Origin of the sequence: Lysinibacillus pakistanensis, from assembly GCF_030123245.1 — a bacterium.
Lineage (GTDB): Bacteria > Bacillota > Bacilli > Bacillales_A > Planococcaceae > Lysinibacillus > Lysinibacillus pakistanensis.
Map to the genome: position 1 here is coordinate 4,819,483 of NZ_CP126101.1, position 19,237 is coordinate 4,838,719.

Here is a 19,237-nt window from a genome sequence, read left to right on the forward strand (position 1 = left end):
TAGACATTTCCTATAGAGCCCACTCTGTTATCAGCTTAAAACTAACGAAATGATTGTTTATATCGTCGGCAGATACTTTAGACATGTCCGCCAATTTACAAAGCTCATCGGCCACTACAGCAAATTCTTTACCAGCCTCTCAGCTCTTGCTAATGCTAGTAAATTCGTTTGATCGGCATTAATTACCCATCGTGCTATCCTTTTAACTATTTAGACTTGATTACTATGATATTAGGGTTATCCACGCAACTAAAGCTAGTAAGGTAGCGAAAAGAGTCGGGATTGTTAGAATTATCCCTATTTTCATATATTGTACCCAGCTTATTTGAATATCCCGCTGCGCCAATATATGAAGCCATAACAATGTTGCAAGTGAGCCAATCGGTGTCATTTTTGGACCTAAATTGGAGCCAATGACATTTGCATAAATTAGCCCTTCTTTTATAATCCCTGTAGCATTTGTATCTGCAATAGCTAACGCATCAATCATGACGGTAGGTAAGTTATTCATGATAGCTGACAATACCGCTGCAACAAGACCCATCGTAATTGTCGAGACAACTAATCCCTGCTGAATAGCATGCTCTAATAAATCTGCAAGCAACCCCGTCATCCCTACATTTTTCAAGCCGTAAACCACCACATACATCCCAATAGAAAAGAACACGATATTCCATGGTGCTCCTTTTACAACCCGCTTTGTATCGACCGTATCACTTTTGCGCGCAAGCCAGAAAAAGATAGCCGCTACACCACATAGAATAAAGGATACTGGAATTGTTAAAAGCTCACTCGTAAAGAAACCAATTAATAGAATAGCTATTACATACCAAGAAAGTGAAAATAATTTTCGATCACGAATTGCCAGTTTCGGGTTTTCAACTGCCTCTAGAGAATAGGTTTTAGGAATTGAACGATGAAAAACAATATAAAGTACAACAATGCTTATCAGTAAAGAAATGATATTGGGCAGAAACATATGTAAGGCATACTCCATAAAACCTATATCAAAATAATCTGCTGACACAATGTTTGTTAAATTACTAATGACTAAGGGTAATGAAGTCGTGTCTGCTATAAAGCCACTCGCAATAATGAATGGGAAAATCATTTTTTCAGTTAAATGTAGCTTACGAACCATAGCTAAAACAATCGGGGTTAGTATCAAAGCTGCTCCATCGTTTGCAAATAAAGCTGCAACAATAGCTCCAAGACAGGCAATATAAATAAATAACCGAATACCACTGCCCTTAGCAAGTCGTGCCATATGTAGAGCTGCCCACTCGAAAAAACCGATTTCATCTAAAATAAGAGAGATTAAAATAATGCCGATAAATGATAAAGTGGCATTCCAAACTATCCCTGTAACCTCTAAAACATCATGCCAAGTAACAATCTTTAGTGCCAATGCTAACAGAGCCCCTATACAGGCAGACCAACCTATAGATAATTGGCGTGGCTGCACTATAACAAAAAATAACGTTATTAAAAATAAAACAATTGCTAAAACCGTTTGCACAAGTCTCCCCCTAATTAAAAACCAGTAGCGTTTATGCTACTGGCTTTCTTAATTATTCACCTAAATCTGCATTATGGAAAACATTTTGTACGTCTTCTAAATCTTCTAATGCATCAATTAACTTTTCAAATTTCGCTATATCGTCACCCGTTAATGCTACTTCTGTTTGTGGAAGCATGGACAGCTCTGCCACAGTGAATTCCTGAACACCAGCAGCTTTTAAAGCTTCTTGTGTAGCAAAGAATTGATCTGGCTCTGCATAAATAATAACTGTATCCTCTTCTTCTAGAATATCACGTGCATCAAGATCCGCTTCCATTAAAATTTCAAGAACTTCATCTGCTGACTTGCCCTCTAAACCGATTACTGCCGTAGAATCAAACATGTAAGCAACTGACCCACTTACACCCATATTCCCATTATTTTTACCAAATGCTGCACGTACATCAGAAGCAGTACGATTAACATTATTAGTTAAAGCATCAACGATAATCATTGTACCTGCTGGTCCAAATCCTTCATAACGTAATTCATCATAGCTTTCATCGCCAGCACCTTTTGCTTTTTCAATTGCTTTTTCAATAATATGTTTAGGAACACTATATGTTTTTGCTCGTTCAAGAACAACTTTAAGCGCACGGTTTGATTCAGGATCTGGTTCGCCCGATTTAGCTGCCACATAAATTTCACGTCCAAATTTTGCATAAATGCGACTTGTACTTTGGTCTTTAGACGCTTTCTTTTCTTTAATATTGTTCCATTTACGACCCATTGTTTCCACTCTCTTTCAACATGTAAGTTTATCAAAATCATAGATGCGAAATTACACATCTGTATATGGTAAATCAATTATGCCTAGGCATAATTGCGTCTGGAATCGGCTTTGTGCTACACAAAGAATTCCTTTTCGATTCCGTGACATCCGCCGGAGGCTTTAACTTCTTTCAGCGGGTGTTTGGACACCCTCTAAAAAGTAAATAAAATTCGTATTCATCTCACCACCTATAGAGGTGGGAAACTTCTGCTGAAAGAAGTTAAATACTTATCGTATCTTTACTCTGCAAATAATAACACAAAATACGCTTGCAAAGCTAGGTGTACCAATGTTTAACACAAAAAATAAATTATGAAATTTTGCGTTATTAAGGCGCCTGACCATCAATTTCCTACAGTTTTTGTTCTCCTTTGATTTTTTCTAGCAAAGCATAGCAGCCCTCTAAAACTAAATCATAGGTTTCTTGAAAATCCCCTGTATAGTATGGATCAGGTACATCTTTTCGATGGATAGTTAAATCTAAAAAACGAAAAATCTTTGGCGAATCCGGACTGCCTAGCATTGCTCGAATATTACGTATATTACTTTCATCCATACCAATAATGTAATCAAATTTTTCAAAGTCTGTCTTGTGCAATTGGCGTCCTTGCATTCCTTTTATGGCGATGCCGTATTCTTTAAGCTTCTCTTGAGTTCCTTTGTGAGGAGGTTCACCAATATGCCAAGAGCTTGTAGCGGCTGAATCCACTGCAATTTTATGAGCCAAGCTCTCCTTCTCAACCAAATCACGCATAACTGCTTCTGCCATTGGAGAGCGACAAATATTCCCCAAACATACAAAAAGTACAAGAATCATTTTCCATATCCTCCTACAACAAAGCACCCAAAATCAAATGTGATTCTGAGTGCCCTTTTAGTTATCTACTAACGTTCAATGAATCTTCTCAAAATAACAGTGACTTTATTTTTTCCCTGCGGCAATGCGCTGTTCTAATTCCTCTGTTAAAGACGCTAGTTCATGCTCTAAACGATGTGTAAATTCATCGCGTCCTTCTTTGCCTTTCCCCGTAACATAAAAGGGTTCACCATAAATTAGATAACCTTTTCCACGTTTAAAAACATCACCAACATTACGTGCACCCACGTATGCGGCAGGTACAATTTGTGCTTTGGACAGTTGTGCTATCGTAATAGCGCCCTGCTTTAAATCTGTACCTTCTGCACTTCTAGTACCTGAAGGAAATATACCAACAATTTTCCCCTCCTTCAATAATTGTGAGGGAATTTTAATAACACTAGGACCAGGATTATCGCGGTCAACTGGGAAGGCATTTAAACGTTTAATAAGCCAGCCAAGTCCCTTCATTTCAAATAATTGCTTTTTAGCCATAAAATGAATTTCTTTAGGATACATCGCAACCCCTAAATTTAAAATATCAACATAGCCTGTATGGGTACATGCAATAATATACCCACCTTCTTCTGGTAAGTTTTCCTCTCCATATACCCGAGCCTTTGAGCCCATTAATTTTAAAAATACTTTGACAACATTTGCTGCTAATTTATACACTGTTTCATTCCTACCTTATTTCAATAGTTACCCCCATTGTAATCGAAAAGACCAGTATACTGCAATTGCATAAGTCCATTCAACGCTATCCGCTATAGCCTACTTCTTCTCGAGAAACAATAAAACTCCTGTTTTTTTCACAGGAGTTTCCAAATCTCTTCATAGTTATACACGGCCCACTAATATATCAACATCAATCGTAATTTCATTTAAACGGATAGCAGCGCCTTCTTTTTTATGCCACCCCATTGGCGTCATTTCAAGCAATTCTGGGATTAGTTCAGTAGCAAGTGGTGTCGTATAGGTCACGCGCTTCACATTTACTTCCATAAAGCTTTCTTTAAAACGAGCAACTATTTGGTCATTTGAATAGGACTCCTTGTCCGAATCCGCATATAATTGTGCTCGAAGCTCATGCAAATACCTACTTTGAGGGACAACTTTTACTACACAACCACCTGGGGTCAGTAAACGTTTAAATTCTTCGTAATTTGCAGGTGATAGAATATTTAAAATGGCATCAAAGCTCGATTTTGCAAATGGACTTTTCGCCAAATCACCCACACACCAAATCTGCTCTGGATAATGTCTAGATGCAGCAAGTATTCCTTCCTTCGCAATATCAATCCCCACACCAATGCCTTTTTTCTCAGCCATTATACGGGCTAAATGTGAGCCCTCCCCACAGCCAGTATCAAGCACGGTTTGTGCAGGAGCAATTAGTTCTATAATTTTATCTTCAATTTCATCATAAATGCCACTATTAATAACTGTCTTACGAGACTCAAAGAGCTCCTTGCTATATTTTGAAGCAGCTCCATGTGTCAGCATATTAATGTAGCCTTGCTTGGCAATATCAAAAGAATGATTGGCTGAACATACCATTCTTCCTTGCTCCTGTATCGTCATGGATTCCTGACAAATCGGACAGGCAAAAAGTGATAGATTATTATTCATTAAAGCCGCTCCTGCAGCTCGTTTAGAAAGTGCCCCCATTTAATGTGCCTCCTTTTGTTCTGTCGGCGAAACAAGCGCATAACGCTCCCATTTTCGACTCTTCCATCTAAAGTATACGATAATCGCTCTCATCCATTCATCTGCTGATATCGCTAGCCAAATGCCTACTAGACCCCAATCTAAAACAAAAACGAATAAATACCCCAAAGGAAGACTCATACAAACCATTGATAAAAAGCCAATCTTCACAGGAAATCTAGCATCACCAGAGGCACGTAATGAGTTAATAACAACAATATTCATTGTACGTCCTGTCTCAAGCAAAATACTTAATGCTAATACAGAGGCACCAATAGCAATAACCTCTGTATTATTCGTAAAAACATGCATTAATGGCTTACGGAAGATTGTCACAATCGCCACCATTGCAAATGTAAATACAAAGGCTGCACGTACACTTTTCCAAAGCTGTTGATAGGCCTGATCCTTATTGCCAGCTCCAACATAACGGCCAATAATAATGGCTGTTCCTGTACCAATTGCAATGGCAAATAAATACGTAAACATTGAAATATTCATTGCATATTGTCTCGCTGCCAATGTCTCAGCCCCTAAATATGTTGCATAGTATAGGAAAACTATCTGACAGAATTGATAAAGCACCTGCTCAAATGCAGAAGGCAAACCAATGTTTAATATTTTTCGAATATAGTCCTTTGAATACTCAAAATAATATTCTAGTTTCACTCTTACCTCCATCACCTGATAAAGCAGCCAGAAAAACACTAGAACTGCTAATCCACGGCTGATAACAGAAGATACAGCTGCTCCCTTTACACCTAGCTCTGGTAATCCTAAATTACCAAAGATTAAACCGTAATTTAAAATAACGTGTAGCACATTCATTCCTAGTGATACATACATTGTTTGTTTCGTCCAACCATGTACGCGAATTATTGCTGCTAATGCATTGATAATTGCCTGTAAAAAAATAAAGCTTCCTATAATGACTAAATAGCTTTGTGCATATTTAAGTACTTCTCCCTGTAAGTTCATCATTGTCATTAGATGACTTGCGAAGAAGAAAAAGAGCACACTCATCATGATTCCTACAACCATGTTCATCGTAACTGCCAAAGCTGATATCTTCGCAGCTTCAAAAAAGCGCCTTGAGCCTAAATATTGAGATACAACAATCGATGCACCATTACCAACTACTTCAAGTATTAAAATTGCAATATGAATATATTGATTGGCTGCACCAACCCCTGATACAGCATTATCAGATAAAGCACTTAGCATAAAAGTATCGGCAAGGCCCATTAACATAAATAAAAATACTTCTAAGAAAATCGGCCAAGTTAAATGAAATAAGCTTAACTTGTTTGTGTCTTTACTATCACTTTCTTTTACTGTCGTTGCCAATTCATTCCACTTCTCCTATTTCCATTAAAATAAATAGTATCTTATCATAGATTTCGCGACTGTAAAGAATTTTTCTAGTGTAATAAAAAATAAAACAGCCTATCTCACTTAAAAACCCCTCTCACCACATCATGTGAAAGGGGTTCCTATTATGTTAAACAATTTGCCTGTAATTGCCTACGTTTATCTGCTGTTAATCCGAATTCCTGCTCTAAAAAGGCGGCCTTTGAACCATACCGTCTATCCATTGCATCAAATGCTGCCTGTAAATAATCCTCACGAGCTGACATCAATGCATAAAATTGCTGTAATTCCCGTTCATTATAATGTTGTTGAATGGCCTGAGCCATTCTTTCAACCATCGGACGTAAATGTAAATTTGTATCTAAATAGTCTTCCATAATTGTTTCCTCTGGTACATCTAAAGCCAGTAAAATAAGTGCACCACCGATGCCTGTTCGATCCTTCCCGACTGCACAGTGATGAACCAGTCCAAGTTTATTCGGGTTTTGAATAATCGTCATTAACTCTTTAAAGGAAGCATTATTAAAGGGCATTTGTGCATAAAATTCCTGGAACATCTCTGGACTAACAACCTTATAAAAATCTTTTCTACCAGTGTTTGTTGGCATCTCAAAAGCATGATTGCCCTTTGCAGGGATTTGAATATAGTGAGCATGCGGAAAAATGGGATTAGGATTGTTTTGGGCTTCATGATTATCACGATAGTCAAATATTGTTTTCACACCTAATGTTTCAAAAAGCTGCTTATCGGCTGCCGTCATTTTACCAAGTGCTGCTGAGCGAAAAAACAAGCGACTCTTTACGACGCGACCATCTCTCGCTTTATACCCACCCATATCACGAAAATTATAGACTGCTTCAAATGGAATAACCTTCACATTAAACTGTTTCATTCATTACCCCTCCCATAATTCAAGCATTATTATCTTTATTTTATAGAACGAGTAGAAAGAATACCAATTTTTGCACTATGAATTCAAAGATTTATTCACTTCATAAAAATAATACTCCAACAATCATTCCCTTAAAATGATGTTGGAGTTTCAATTTGCCAATTACGCTCGTGTCATTAATTTTTCTGATTTTCACTTTTTTTATAAAAACCTTCTATAAATTGCATTAATTTTTCAAACTCCACTGAAAAAATATCCTGTATACCAAAATATCCCTCGCTGTCCCCTATTATTTTAGCAAATTTTTTATAGAGTCGATGGATATATTCATGGTGACGATAGGCATAAAATTGAACCTCCTTTACATCCCTATGTTCTTCTAAAATATGCTTGAGCATTTGTGAAAAGCCATTAACAAAGGAACGGCTATTTTGATATTCTTTCTTTAGTAGGGCACAATCAATAAAGACAATTTCTTTACTTTTAAAATGATCCTCCCGTAATCCCAACGTATAGCTAGCTGCCGCGATTACTTCCTGTTGGATATTATAAAAGAGAAGTAGATTTGTCTCTTCTATCATGATTGATAAACTTCCTAGAGTCTCCAAAATGGGATACATATCATCAAACATATTTCTGTTTTGTAAAAAGAAAATCGCAAACTTTTCATAATCCTCTTCTGTCTTACATTTCATTATATGCATTCATCTCACCCTCCTTCTAATCGAGAAACTTAGCTGCCCATTTTCCATCTATTAAAATTGGTTCCACAGTGCCGTCCTCACGCACACCATTCACTTGTAGGTATTCGGAGCCAATCATAAAATCTACATGGATTATACTAGAATTAATACTGCTTTCATGATCTACTCTATTTCCCTCTTTCAAGCCTGAAATATATCCATGCCCAATCGCTAAATGACAAGACGCATTTTCATCAAATAAAGTATGGTAAAATAGTTGATTACTTGCTGAAATAACAGAGTCATGAGGTACTAATGCAACCTCACCAATATATTTTGCTCCTTCATCTTTATTCAGGATACCCTTTAACGCATTCAGCCCTTTTTTAGCACTGCAATCAACTATCTTCCCGTATTTAAAAGTAAGGGTAAAATCATCAATTACATGCCCCTCATAAACTAATGGCTTTGTATTTTTAACCATCCCATTAACACCCGTTTTAAGTGGTGTTGTATAAATCTCTTCTGTTGGCATATTACAAATAAATGGTGTCCCATTGACATTTGTTTCTAAGCCATTCAGCCAATGATGATTGTTTGGTAATTCGATTTTTAAGTCTGTGCCTTCACTGATAAAATGTAAATAGCGAAAGCGCTCATCGTTTAACAGCGCTGCCCTTTTATTTAATCCTTCTATATGTTGCTCCCATGCTGCTATTGGATTTTCAGCATCCAATTTCATTATCTTAAAAAATTCCTCCCATAGCTGCTCTAGTCCTTCCTTTGGCACCATATATGGAAAGATAGACTCTGCCCATTTCTCCGTCGGATAAGCAATAACAGTCCAGCTCACTTGCATGCTAGTCAATTTTTCGGTAAAGGAACGGAAAGCAATGGCAGAAGCATATTCAGCTTTTTCGGTCTTAATTGGATCAATTCCCTCCATGTTTTGCAGATGGGGTGAAATAATATAAAGAAAGGCAGCACCATCACTAGCCATCTCTTCATATCCTTTCACAAGCCAATCTGGTGTATACCCCAACCCCTGCTCTGACATTAATTCATATTCAATGCGAGCGAGCTCTTCATCTATCCATTTAATATATACAAAATGTGCCCCATTGAGATAAGCATATCGACAAATTCTTCTGACAAAATCAGCAGCAGCAATAGATGCAGATATTACTAATGTCTGCCCTTGTTGAATATTTATTCCCACATTTATGACTAACTCCGCATACTCTTCTACTTTATTTTCAAAAGTTTTCATTTTTTATTTCACTCCCTATGATTTATTGAAGACGCCAATGTATTTTTTTACTTATCAATAGATAGGAAATACATGAAAAAATAATTAAAATAAACACTTCTTTCAATAAAGATGCTGTCCACCCTACAGTAAGCATCTCATGGAGGATATTTGCTACATAGGTTGTTGGCAGCACATAGGAAACCCATTGGAGAATAATTGGAAGATAAGTTATTTTTATCATAACTGGTGTTAAAAAAGTAACAAACATCAGTAAAAATTGAGCGACAATATTTGTGAATTGCGGATTTGGCGATAAAAAACCCATTAAAACACCTATACCTACTACACTAAAGATTGCCAATAGTGCTACTGGTAGCAGAAGCCATTCGAAATGAAGACTCACCCCATATAGACGCTGACCTAAAATAAATACGATAATAAAGGATGGTAGGGAGGTTAAAATGCCATAAAATAATAAGGATAGTATGAAATTAACTTTACGGATGGGAAGTGAAGAGTAATATGTAAAATAGCCTCCAAATTTTTGATAGGAAATATCTTGTCCTAAAATATTCATCCCCATCAGCAGAATACTAAAAACCATATTTCCGATAATTAATCGTGCCAACTGGTCTTGACTTGAATCCCCTAATAGAAAATTTAAGAAAATCAAGGTAACCATAGGAAATATTGCAGACATAGCGATAATCCACCATAATTGATGTCGTACAATAGCAATTTGGATTCGAAAGAGGATAAACAATTCAATAAAAATTTGAGTGAAGAGGTTCATTATTCTCATTTTGCTATTCACTCCTCTGTTGCTCTTGAAGCTTAGAATAGACATCCTCTAGGCTTGGCGGTAGCAGTGAATATTGGCTAATGTTCAATGCCTCGTCTTGTATCAAATCAATAACAGGACGAATAGTATGTTTATCTATAAGCATTGCGAGCTTAGCATTCTCCACTAATTCAACTTTTCCAAAACTCTCAAGTTTATCTTGGATCTTTTGAAAAGAAGCTTCATGCGGATAAATTTCTAAACGCATTCTTTGATCCACCCTTCTCTTCAGTTTTTCTACATGGTCAATTGCTAAAAGCTTTCCGTTGTCTATAACAGCTACACGATGTACAACTTTTTCAGCTTCTAAAATATTGTGAGTCACTAAAATAATCGTTGTACCCTTGCAATTAAGCTCACGGATGATTTCCCATACTAATTTCCGCTTTAATGGATCTAGCTCATTTGTAGGTTCATCTAGAATTATGACTGATGCCTGCCCAATCAATGTCGTTCCCAGGCTAATAAGTCTTCTTTGTCCTCCAGAAAGTTTAGATACCAGTTTATTTCGATATGCCTCCATTCCTAAACGTAGCAGGATGTTATCCGTCTGCTGCTTTGCTTCTTTTTTAGATAACCCCTTTAACCTCCCCGTAAAATAAATGGCTTCCCATGTTTTTAAAAATGATAAAGCAAAAGTCTCTTGTGAATAATAAGCGATTTGCTTAATGACATCCTTTGTATTTCTGGACACTTCCTGTCGCTGAAATTTCACTGATCCTACTGTAGGTGCTAAATGACCAATCATCTGCTTTATCAATGTTGTTTTTCCTGCACCATTTGGTCCTAGAATTCCAATGATTTCTCCTTTATATATGGTCAGTGAAATGCCATCATTAGCTTTGTACCTTCCTTTTTTGTAGTAGAAAGTTACATCTTCTAACTCATACACTGGTTCAAGCATATTAAACAGCCTTCCCTGTTAAAATTTTAAAAGATTGAGGCCTGACTTATAAGCCAGACCTTTAAACAAATTATCTACCTATAGGTAATCTATCACCCGTACGAGTGGGAAATGATGGTGGTGGAAACATCATTACTATTCACCTCACATTCTATTGAAGAAATAAGAAGGTCAATCACAGATTTTCGTGATCAATTATGCCTCGGTATAATTGTGTCTGGAATCGGCTTTGTGTTTACACAAAGAACTCCTTTTCGATTCCGTGACATCCGCCGGAGGCTTTAACTTCTTTCAGCAGGTGTTTGGACACCCTCTGAAAAGCAGCTTAAATTCGCATTCATCTCACCACCTATAGAGGTGGGAGACTTCTGCTGAAAGAAGTTAAAAAACCCTCTCCTTCAAAATACAACCTGAAGGTTAAAATTAGGTTAAAAAATACAAAAAAGCTGCCCTTATTTGGGACAGCTTGCAGTTTTTATGTTTTATTTAAATAACTCAGGATAAACAGCCTTTGCTACTAGCTCAACAGCTTCACCAATACGAGGGCCAGGACGGTTTGTAATATCATTATCTATATAATAGACTGCTTTGTTTTGAATAGCTGTGATAGAATTCCACCCATCACGCGTAAGAATTTCTGCTTCTGGGTCTTTTGTATAGCCTACCGTAGTTAAAATAACTTCTGGATTTTTCGCAATAACATCTTCTTCGGTTACTTTTTTCCAGCCTTGGAGCTCAGCAAATACATTGCTTACATTGGCAATATTTAAAATTTCCTGTTGGAATGTACCAGAGCCCGCTGTATAGATGTCTGGCTTTGGACTAATTTCTAAGTAGATATTTTTTGGTGCTTTTACATCTTTAACTTTTGCTTGTATCTCAGCAATTTTTGTTTTTATATCTTCATTTAATTTTGCACCTTTATCTTCAATTCCCATAACCGTTGCTATCTGTTCAATATCTCCATATACATCATCAAATGAAGCTGCGGATTGAATGGCAAATACTTTTACACCTGCATCTTCAAGACTTTTTAGAGCATTTAAGTTATCTTCATCTTTTCCTGTTGTATAAGCAATGACAACATCTGGCTTCAAAGCTAAAATACGCTCACTATTAAACGTAACAGAATTAGAAACACGTTCAATTTTTTCTGCCTCTTCCGGATACGTATCATAGTCAGTTGCCCCAACAATTTGATTGCCGACACCTAAAGCAAATAAAATTTCTGTATTACTTGGTTGTAATGAAATAATTGTTTTAGGTACTGCATCAAACTCAACCTCTATACCACGGTCATCCTTCACTTTATAGCCTGCTTTTTCGATTGGTTGATCTTCCTTAGTAATATCCTCTTTAGTAGTTGCCTCATCCTTCGCACCACAACCTATTAATATGAGCGACAGCATAATTACTGAAAGCCATTGAAGCTTCAACAATTTCTTCATTTTATTTTTTCTCCTTTTTCTTTTTCATAGGGTATGACTTGCTTACAAACGGAATTTCAGCAATCCCTGCTTGCTTATTCATATAAACGGCCATCACAAAAAATACATTGGCTAGTAGTCCTAAATAATCAAAAAGAATTGTCGGTACTTCCTTTTCGTCAGATACCTTATGCAAAATACGATAAGATTTTTTTGCCTCACTACGACATACATGTAATGCAGTAGCAGCCTCTGTTCCTTGAGGTAATACAAAGCTCTGGATCTCTTCTTTTACATAACTAACATGAAAATCATAGCGAGCACTTAGCCATGCTAAATCCTCTTCAGTGACCGCTAATTTACCTCGAACCGAGCCATTAACATGGTAGGTCATTGGCAAGATTGTAGAGAGATCTTGTGCAACAACCTCTACTTCCTCTTTTTTTACTGCTGTCAAAGCCATACCAATATGTGTAGTAAGGCTATCTGTTCGAATTTCAAAATCCACTGTAGATGCTTTTTCACGCATAAATGGATAACAAGAATAACGCGCATCCTTTTTCAACTCTAAATCCTCGCTTTCTTTACACAATCAATTGTGTCCCAACGTAATTGCGTCTGGATTTTTCTTGATTCAAAGGCGTATGAAAGGCCCGCCGATAGGAAAAAACTGCATTTATCCTGCCCATATAAGGGTCTGAATCAAAATAAAAAACGCCGTTCCTACTCCTAAGGAACGACGAAAATAACATAATTAGAATCGTATATAGATACGAAAGAGACTACGTATTTGCCGCATATCCTCCTAGCTTCCGAAGAGTATTTATACGTTCAAATAAAGGTCGGTCTCCTGGCTTGTACAGTGTCCATCACTTAATGTAATGTATGTCATAAACACCTTCCCATCAAATTGACAGTGGTCTACGATTATGATTCCTGTACTTACAGTTGCGGAAACAGCTTCGGATTTTCACCGAATTCCCGATTATACTATCTTAGTACCCTTATCCTGCAAGAGCTATTCACTTATAAAGCAGTTTATCACATATTATTATGAAAAACTATAAAGATAATAGTTTTACAATTGTACTAGAAATTTATAGGATTTTTTCAATAGCCTGCTCGATATCAAGCTGAGAATCAGTAGGCTCAAAGCGTTCTACTGTTTTACCATTTGCATCGATTAAGAATTTTGTAAAATTCCAGCGGATATTACGTCCTTCTAAAAAACTAGGTGCTATTTGAACTATTGATTCTGCTAGCATTTTTTCCTGCATACTTGCTTTTCCAAATGAGCGGTAATCGACCTCATGCTTTAAATAATTAAACAGCGGATGTGTTGCATCACCATTGACCTGCACTACCTCAAAAATCGGGAATGTTACACCATAGTTAACCTGACAAAGTTGTGTAGTTTGCTCACCATCTTCAGGGTTTTGATTTCCAAATTGATCGCAAGGAAAGCCTAACACAACAAAGTTTTCCTTGCCATATTTGTCGTACATTTTTTGCAAGTCTTCGAACTGATATGTAAAACGACATTGATTAGCTGTGTTGACAATTAACAGCGTCTTTCCTCGATAGGTCTCCATTGATAAAATCTCACCATTCGGCTTCTTTACTAAATAATTATAAATACTCATGTATGAATCCCCTTACTTTTTTCCTATATTATAGTAAACTTTTTTCTATTCATAAAAGGATTTGCATTAAAAAAAGCCATTCCATTATTTTTAACGGATGGCTGCCCTATATTTCTTTTTGTATTTCATATCTTGCTCTTCCTCAATTAAACGTTTCACAATGTCTAGCACCTTTGAATTATTCGTAGCATCATATAATTTCTTAAAAGATACTACAATATCATAACGTATTAATGTTGGATGTTTTTCATCTAGACATGTCTGAAATCTTTTAGCCAAATAAGAAATAACTAAATCCCGTTGTACCTGCCCTGCTAAACCTATTTTCCAGATGGCCTGTAGAGTATTACTTGCTGTTGCAGTATTTTCATCATATGTCACTGCCCAAATCTTTAAAAAGTCCTCCAATACTCTTTCTTCTGGATCACTTTTAGCTGCTAATGCGCATAAAAATTGTGCTGCAAGCGCGCGCATATGACCATCTTTATATGTAAGAGCTTGAACAAGTTGTTCCCAAACTGCATATGTCCAATCAACTGGTTCTTGCATAATTTTCATCAATTCTTCGTAAGATTCGTATTGAATTTCACGGTCACGCTCTGTTAAATTACTAAAAAGCTGCAAAATTTCTTTTTCCATCATTCATCCCTACCTTTATTGTGTCAGAACGTAAAATTTTTATGGTACACTTATCTTAATTTGCGTAAAGAAGGTGAATATATGAATAAATTAAATACTAGGAAACTGATATTTAGATTAATAATGATTATTTCTATAATCGTAGCTGCATATTTTATTATCCCTGTTTCCGTACCAATCATCTTAGCTGGAGCCACCGCATTTTTTTTAGAGCCAATTGTTATGTTCTTTAAACGGCAATGGAAAATGTCACGGAAGATTGCAGTTGCTTTTATTTACATAGTGAGTGTTATTCTAATTTCTATTATTTGTTACTTTACGATTACACAACTTATGTCTCAAATAATATTAGTTTCAAAGCAAGCTCCCTACTATATTTCAAAGCTATCAGAAATGTGGCTTACTATGCAAGAAAACATTTCTAAATACACTGAAGACTTTCCACCTGAAGTAAGCGCCTCGCTTCAAAATACAACGATGGATTTCATTAAGAAAATTGAAGAATCTTTTTTGAATTTCTTTAATTATACCAAAGTTACAGCCTTCTTTTCAGAAATTCCAAGCCTATTCATTAGTCTTCTCGTATATATGATCGCTCTCTTTCTATTTATGCTAGATTTGCCTAAATTAAAACAGATCACTTATAAATATTTGAAGCCTAGCACTGCAAACAAATTAAAGATTATTTTAAATCGCTTAAAGGATGCTATTTTTGGATATATGAAGGCACATTTATTTGTTAGTTTTATCATTGGAGGCGTCACACTAATTGGTCTTTTATTAATACAGCCTAAATACGCAGTGACAATGACCATCATCATATGGATCATTGACATTATTCCTTTCCTTGGCTCCATTATTATCTTGGCACCATGGGCACTGTATCATCTGCTGATAGGAAATATATCTATCGCTGTAAAATTATTCATCTTAGCAGCTATTTTACTCATTATTCGTCGAGTAGTCGAGCCTAAATTAATGGGTGACCATATTGGGCTATCCACTTTACCAACATTAATAGCTATGTTTATTGGTCTACAATTATTTGGTGTAATAGGCTTACTTGCTGGACCCTTTGTTATTATCTTCTTCGTTGCTTTAAAAGAAACTGGTATTATCAAATTGAATTTTAAAATATAATCGAGAGGAAATAATGTATCAAAAAAAGGCCATCTTTGTAAAAAAGATGACCTTTTTGTTATTTCAATCGTCTATATATTAGTTGAGCTTATTGAATTCGACCGAAGCCAACTAAATACTGATTCCACCAATCAAGTGATTCAACAACAACACCCTTATTTTGAGCATCGATCATTGTGTTGTTTCCTAAATAAATACCTACATGCGCTACTCCCGAGCCGTAGCTGAAGAATACTAGGTCACCAACACGTGCTTCATTTGCTGAAATACGTTGAGTTGCTAAATATTGTTGTGATGCTGTACGTGGTAAAGATACACCTGCTTGTTTGTAAGACCATTGTACAAGACCTGAACAGTCAAATCCTGTCGATGGGTTACTTCCACCCCAAACATAGCTACGGCCTAAGAATTGCTTTGCCGTTGAGATAGCATCTCCTGAAGATGCTGTGCCTGCACCTGAACCGAAAACAATTTTACCCCCGTTATTTGAAGCATGTACAGCCGGAGTTGCTGCTTGAAGTGCACGTAAACGAGCTGCTTCTTCCTCTGCCGCTTTACGTTCCGCTTCTAAACGTTCTTCCTCTTGCTTCGTTGCAATTTGTGCTTTTAATGCAAGTGATTTAGCTTCATTTTCAGCCTTTTTCACTTCCATTTCACTTTCCTTTTGTTGAAGCTCTTGGAATTGTTTTTGAAGCTCTTTTTGTTTTTCATCTAATGTTGCCTTTTGTTGCTCTAAGCTAGCCTTGTCCGCTTCCTGTTGATTAACTAGTTCTTGGTCAGCATCCATTAATGTTTTAACCGCTACGACACGGTCCATTAAATCTGCAAAGCTTTTTGCCTCAAGGACAACGCTTAAATAAACACCCACTGTGTTATCCTGCGCTTGGTATGCAGCCATACGCTCGCTTAAAATAGCTGAACGCTGCTCAATACGTTTTTCAGTTTCAGCAATACTTGCATCGACTTCTTTAATGTCTGCCTGTACTTGATTAAATACTTTTACTTTTTCATCGATCTCTTGTTGTAGGTTTGTTAATTCTTCTTGGAGCTTTTTAACTTCTGCATCTATTTTAGCTTTTTTCTCGATCATTTGTTGAGAAGTTTCTTCCGCATGCACTTCTGTTGGTTGTACTGTATTAAATAATAAGCCGCCAGCTAGTGCCAGTGCTAGTACCATCGACTTACGCCATTTATTGCGCTTACCCACGTTAACTTCTTTCCCTTCATCTCGTCAATTTCGTTTCCTGTGTTTTATGTAATCACTTGAACGATGTATATTTGTAAATTTATTCTTATATTTTCATTAGCCTTTTAAAGTTTAGCATTAATAGCATAACTTTTATACTATTTCACGCCTATTTAATACTTTAGTAAAACTCGAAATATTTCTGTAACATTCGATAAAGCGCATGCAAATTCTATTTTAATCGATTATTTTCTACAAATACACCACTTTTCCATTCTACACTATTTGACCTATTTTGAAATTTGTAATGTTTCTGTAATATTTTTTGCACAAAAAAGGGTAAGGGTTTTTCCCTTACCTATTGCTTCATCGATCGTAATGCTTGAATGGAAAGCCGTACTAATAAAATTGCACATAAAAATAAACCTAAATATGCTGCGGTATTCAGATAAACAGCATACGAATCATGAATAAATTGTGAGATGGCTAATAGCGCTACTGAAATAATCCCAAAGGTGATACCGACGAGAAGCAAGACAAAACGTGAAAACAGATTAGTAATAAAGCGAGCATTATGTTCATCCGAAAAAATATCATGATGTAAAATAATTTTCCCGCTCTCTACTCGTTGAATTAGCTGATCAACTCGCCTTGGCATTTTGCGTAATGTCGGAATAAGCATTGACAATTCTTCTTGTAGGCGCTCCTTTGTGGCCATCGGTTCTTTGAATGGCTTGAGGAATGATGACCGCATATAAGAAGCGGAAAAATCTTTGGATTCAGAGAAAATATCAAAGCTTGGATCGATGACTTTTAATGTTCCATCTAATGTTACTAGTGAACGGAGCGCTAAGCCAACTGCAGGATAAAAGGCAAGTCCAAAATCACGGACAACCGTAAACAATGCATGTATCAATTCTTCAGTTGGTATTTTATCTACATAAGAAATTTTCAACAAAATTTGGTCAATTGCCTGCTCCATTCTTGCACGCTCAGCATGATCCGCATGTTCAACCAATAATGTTAAGCCGTCATATAAAATACTCGAATCATTTAACTGTATGCCCATTAAAAATAGCTTCAAGCCCTCTTGCTGAGTTGCTCCTAGGCGACCAACTGCTCCAAAATCCAGCAGGATTGGTAGACCATCTGTCTCATCGATATGAATATTCCCTGGATGTGGATCTGCATGGAAGATACCCGAAAAAAGCATCTGCTCAAAGAAGGAATATAAAACAGTACGCGCAAACTGTCTACGATCAATTTTTAAGCGTTTAAACTCAGATGCTCCACTCGCAACACTTTTTCCCTGCACATACTCCATAACAATTATATTTTCAGTACAGTAATCCATATAAATTTTAGGAATCCGTACCTTGTAATCACTTTTAGAAAGAGCATTTGTCACCTGTAATGTATTTCGTACCTCAATATCTAAATGAATTTCCTCACGCAATCCATCTGCAAAACCACCAGCTAATTCTCGAAAGCCTAGGGATTCAGCCCATGTAGACTTATTTGTCAGCCAATTTGCAAATTCCTCTAGAATGTCAAGGTCATCACGCATAATCCCCTTTACTTCTGGACGCAGTAACTTTACCACGACTTCATCATAATTCTTTAATCGTGCTTTATGTACCTGTCCAATAGATGCTGCTGCGATTGGTTCCATTTGAAAGCTCGCAAACACCTCATTCACTGGCCTTGGAAGAGATCTTTTTAAAATTTGAGTCACCTGCTCTGGTGGTAGGGGCTTTACATTATGCTGTAGCCTTTCCAGCTCATCAATAAAAATTGGAGAGAACAATTCCTTACGTGTAGAAAGGACCTGACCAAATTTAATGAATATCCCACCACATTGCTCCAATGTAGCCCTTAAAGCAATAGCAAGTTCCTTTTCATTTTCCCGTTGTCGTGCATATTTGATAGTTTGGACAACACCATTTGTTACAGCAATTTTTAACACCTGTCGTAACCGTTTTTGCTGTCGCCAATAACTTCGAAGACGTAACACTAAGGTTTTTTGACCATTGCGCCGATCTCCAGCTGTAATACCACTTGAATCAAATAGCTCAAAGACAAGGTATAGCAGCATAGAAATTAGTAGCATGCTTCCAATCCAAATAAGTGTACTAACCTCCGTTACTGTTTGCATCATCGTCTCTGATAAAAAATCCGTATGGCGCAAATAAGAGTACCAGTAAACAAAGGATGTTAACGTTACACTAATGAGTACTGAAAGAAACCTACGCACAAAGTTAATATTTGAACCAATTAAGCGCCCGCTAACAAAATAAATAAGCCCAGATACAACAACAATTTGGATTAATAACTTTAAAAAAATCAACAATGCCACCTC

The 19,237-nt window shown here is 36.6% G+C and carries 18 protein-coding genes and 1 riboswitch; of the genes, 1 reads left to right on the forward strand and 17 read right to left on the reverse strand.

What is annotated here, in order from left to right; all coding sequences use genetic code 11:
* Positions 1 to 223: 223 nt before the first annotated feature.
* The 15 genes from QNH24_RS23955 to QNH24_RS24025 form a co-directional block, all read right to left on the reverse strand.
* Positions 224 to 1,519, reverse strand: coding sequence for an arsenic transporter (locus QNH24_RS23955; RefSeq protein WP_283869864.1), 1,296 nt, complete (start codon positions 1,517 to 1,519; stop codon positions 224 to 226).
* A gap of 52 nt (positions 1,520 to 1,571) precedes the next feature.
* A complete protein-coding gene (locus tag QNH24_RS23960) occupies positions 1,572 to 2,291 on the reverse strand; it encodes a YebC/PmpR family DNA-binding transcriptional regulator (RefSeq protein ID WP_054771039.1) in 720 nt (239 codons plus the stop codon).
* Positions 2,292 to 2,685: 394 nt separating this feature from the next.
* Complete coding sequence (locus QNH24_RS23965) at positions 2,686 to 3,150, reverse strand: low molecular weight protein-tyrosine-phosphatase (RefSeq protein WP_283869865.1); 465 nt, start codon at positions 3,148 to 3,150, stop codon at positions 2,686 to 2,688.
* Positions 3,151 to 3,255: 105 nt separating this feature from the next.
* Positions 3,256 to 3,864, reverse strand: coding sequence for a lysophospholipid acyltransferase family protein (locus tag QNH24_RS23970; RefSeq protein ID WP_054771040.1), 609 nt, complete (start codon positions 3,862 to 3,864; stop codon positions 3,256 to 3,258).
* Positions 3,865 to 4,029: 165 nt separating this feature from the next.
* Complete coding sequence (locus QNH24_RS23975) at positions 4,030 to 4,860, reverse strand: putative RNA methyltransferase (protein ID WP_283869866.1); 831 nt, start codon at positions 4,858 to 4,860, stop codon at positions 4,030 to 4,032.
* A complete protein-coding gene (locus tag QNH24_RS23980) occupies positions 4,861 to 6,246 on the reverse strand; it encodes an MATE family efflux transporter (RefSeq protein ID WP_283869867.1) in 1,386 nt (461 codons plus the stop codon).
* A 149-nt stretch (positions 6,247 to 6,395) separates the two neighbouring features.
* Entirely contained in the window at positions 6,396 to 7,163 is a 768-nt protein-coding gene (locus QNH24_RS23985) for a tyrosine-protein phosphatase (RefSeq protein ID WP_054771041.1), read from the reverse strand.
* Positions 7,164 to 7,339: 176 nt separating this feature from the next.
* Positions 7,340 to 7,867 (reverse strand): hypothetical protein, encoded by a 528-nt coding sequence (locus QNH24_RS23990; protein WP_283869868.1) that lies wholly within the window; start codon positions 7,865 to 7,867, stop codon positions 7,340 to 7,342.
* Positions 7,868 to 7,883: 16 nt separating this feature from the next.
* Positions 7,884 to 9,116, reverse strand: a complete 1,233-nt coding sequence (locus QNH24_RS23995; RefSeq protein ID WP_283869869.1) for an aminopeptidase — start codon at positions 9,114 to 9,116, stop codon at positions 7,884 to 7,886.
* A gap of 22 nt (positions 9,117 to 9,138) precedes the next feature.
* Positions 9,139 to 9,900: an ABC transporter permease gene (locus QNH24_RS24000; RefSeq protein WP_283869870.1), complete on the reverse strand. Its 762-nt coding sequence runs from the start codon at positions 9,898 to 9,900 to the stop codon at positions 9,139 to 9,141.
* 4 nt (positions 9,901 to 9,904) lie between these two features.
* On the reverse strand, positions 9,905 to 10,843 hold the full coding sequence (locus QNH24_RS24005; RefSeq protein ID WP_283869871.1) for an ABC transporter ATP-binding protein: 939 nt from the start codon (positions 10,841 to 10,843) through the stop codon (positions 9,905 to 9,907).
* Positions 10,844 to 11,325: 482 nt separating this feature from the next.
* Positions 11,326 to 12,291: an ABC transporter substrate-binding protein gene (locus QNH24_RS24010; RefSeq protein WP_283869872.1), complete on the reverse strand. Its 966-nt coding sequence runs from the start codon at positions 12,289 to 12,291 to the stop codon at positions 11,326 to 11,328.
* Between the two features lies 1 nt (position 12,292).
* Entirely contained in the window at positions 12,293 to 12,835 is a 543-nt protein-coding gene (locus QNH24_RS24015; protein ID WP_283869873.1) for a hypothetical protein, read from the reverse strand.
* Positions 12,836 to 13,093: 258 nt separating this feature from the next.
* Positions 13,094 to 13,291: riboswitch (cobalamin riboswitch) on the reverse strand.
* 76 nt (positions 13,292 to 13,367) lie between these two features.
* Positions 13,368 to 13,913 (reverse strand): glutathione peroxidase, encoded by a 546-nt coding sequence (locus QNH24_RS24020; RefSeq protein WP_283869874.1) that lies wholly within the window; start codon positions 13,911 to 13,913, stop codon positions 13,368 to 13,370.
* Positions 13,914 to 14,003: 90 nt separating this feature from the next.
* Positions 14,004 to 14,552 carry a hypothetical protein gene (locus QNH24_RS24025; protein ID WP_283934518.1) on the reverse strand — a complete coding sequence of 183 codons (549 nt, stop codon included), beginning with the start codon at positions 14,550 to 14,552 and terminating at the stop codon, positions 14,004 to 14,006.
* An 81-nt stretch (positions 14,553 to 14,633) separates the two neighbouring features.
* Between QNH24_RS24025 and ytvI the strand changes: the two genes are divergently transcribed.
* Positions 14,634 to 15,692: a sporulation integral membrane protein YtvI gene (gene ytvI / locus QNH24_RS24030; RefSeq protein ID WP_283869876.1), complete on the forward strand. Its 1,059-nt coding sequence runs from the start codon at positions 14,634 to 14,636 to the stop codon at positions 15,690 to 15,692.
* 88 nt (positions 15,693 to 15,780) lie between these two features.
* Here ytvI and QNH24_RS24035 read toward each other — a convergent pair whose 3' ends face one another.
* Together QNH24_RS24035 and QNH24_RS24040 are read right to left on the reverse strand one after the other, a co-directional pair.
* Positions 15,781 to 16,899, reverse strand: coding sequence for a C40 family peptidase (locus QNH24_RS24035; RefSeq protein ID WP_283869877.1), 1,119 nt, complete (start codon positions 16,897 to 16,899; stop codon positions 15,781 to 15,783).
* A gap of 337 nt (positions 16,900 to 17,236) precedes the next feature.
* Positions 17,237 to 19,225, reverse strand: a complete 1,989-nt coding sequence (locus tag QNH24_RS24040; RefSeq protein WP_283869878.1) for an ABC1 kinase family protein — start codon at positions 19,223 to 19,225, stop codon at positions 17,237 to 17,239.
* Between the last annotated feature and the right edge of the window lie 12 nt (positions 19,226 to 19,237).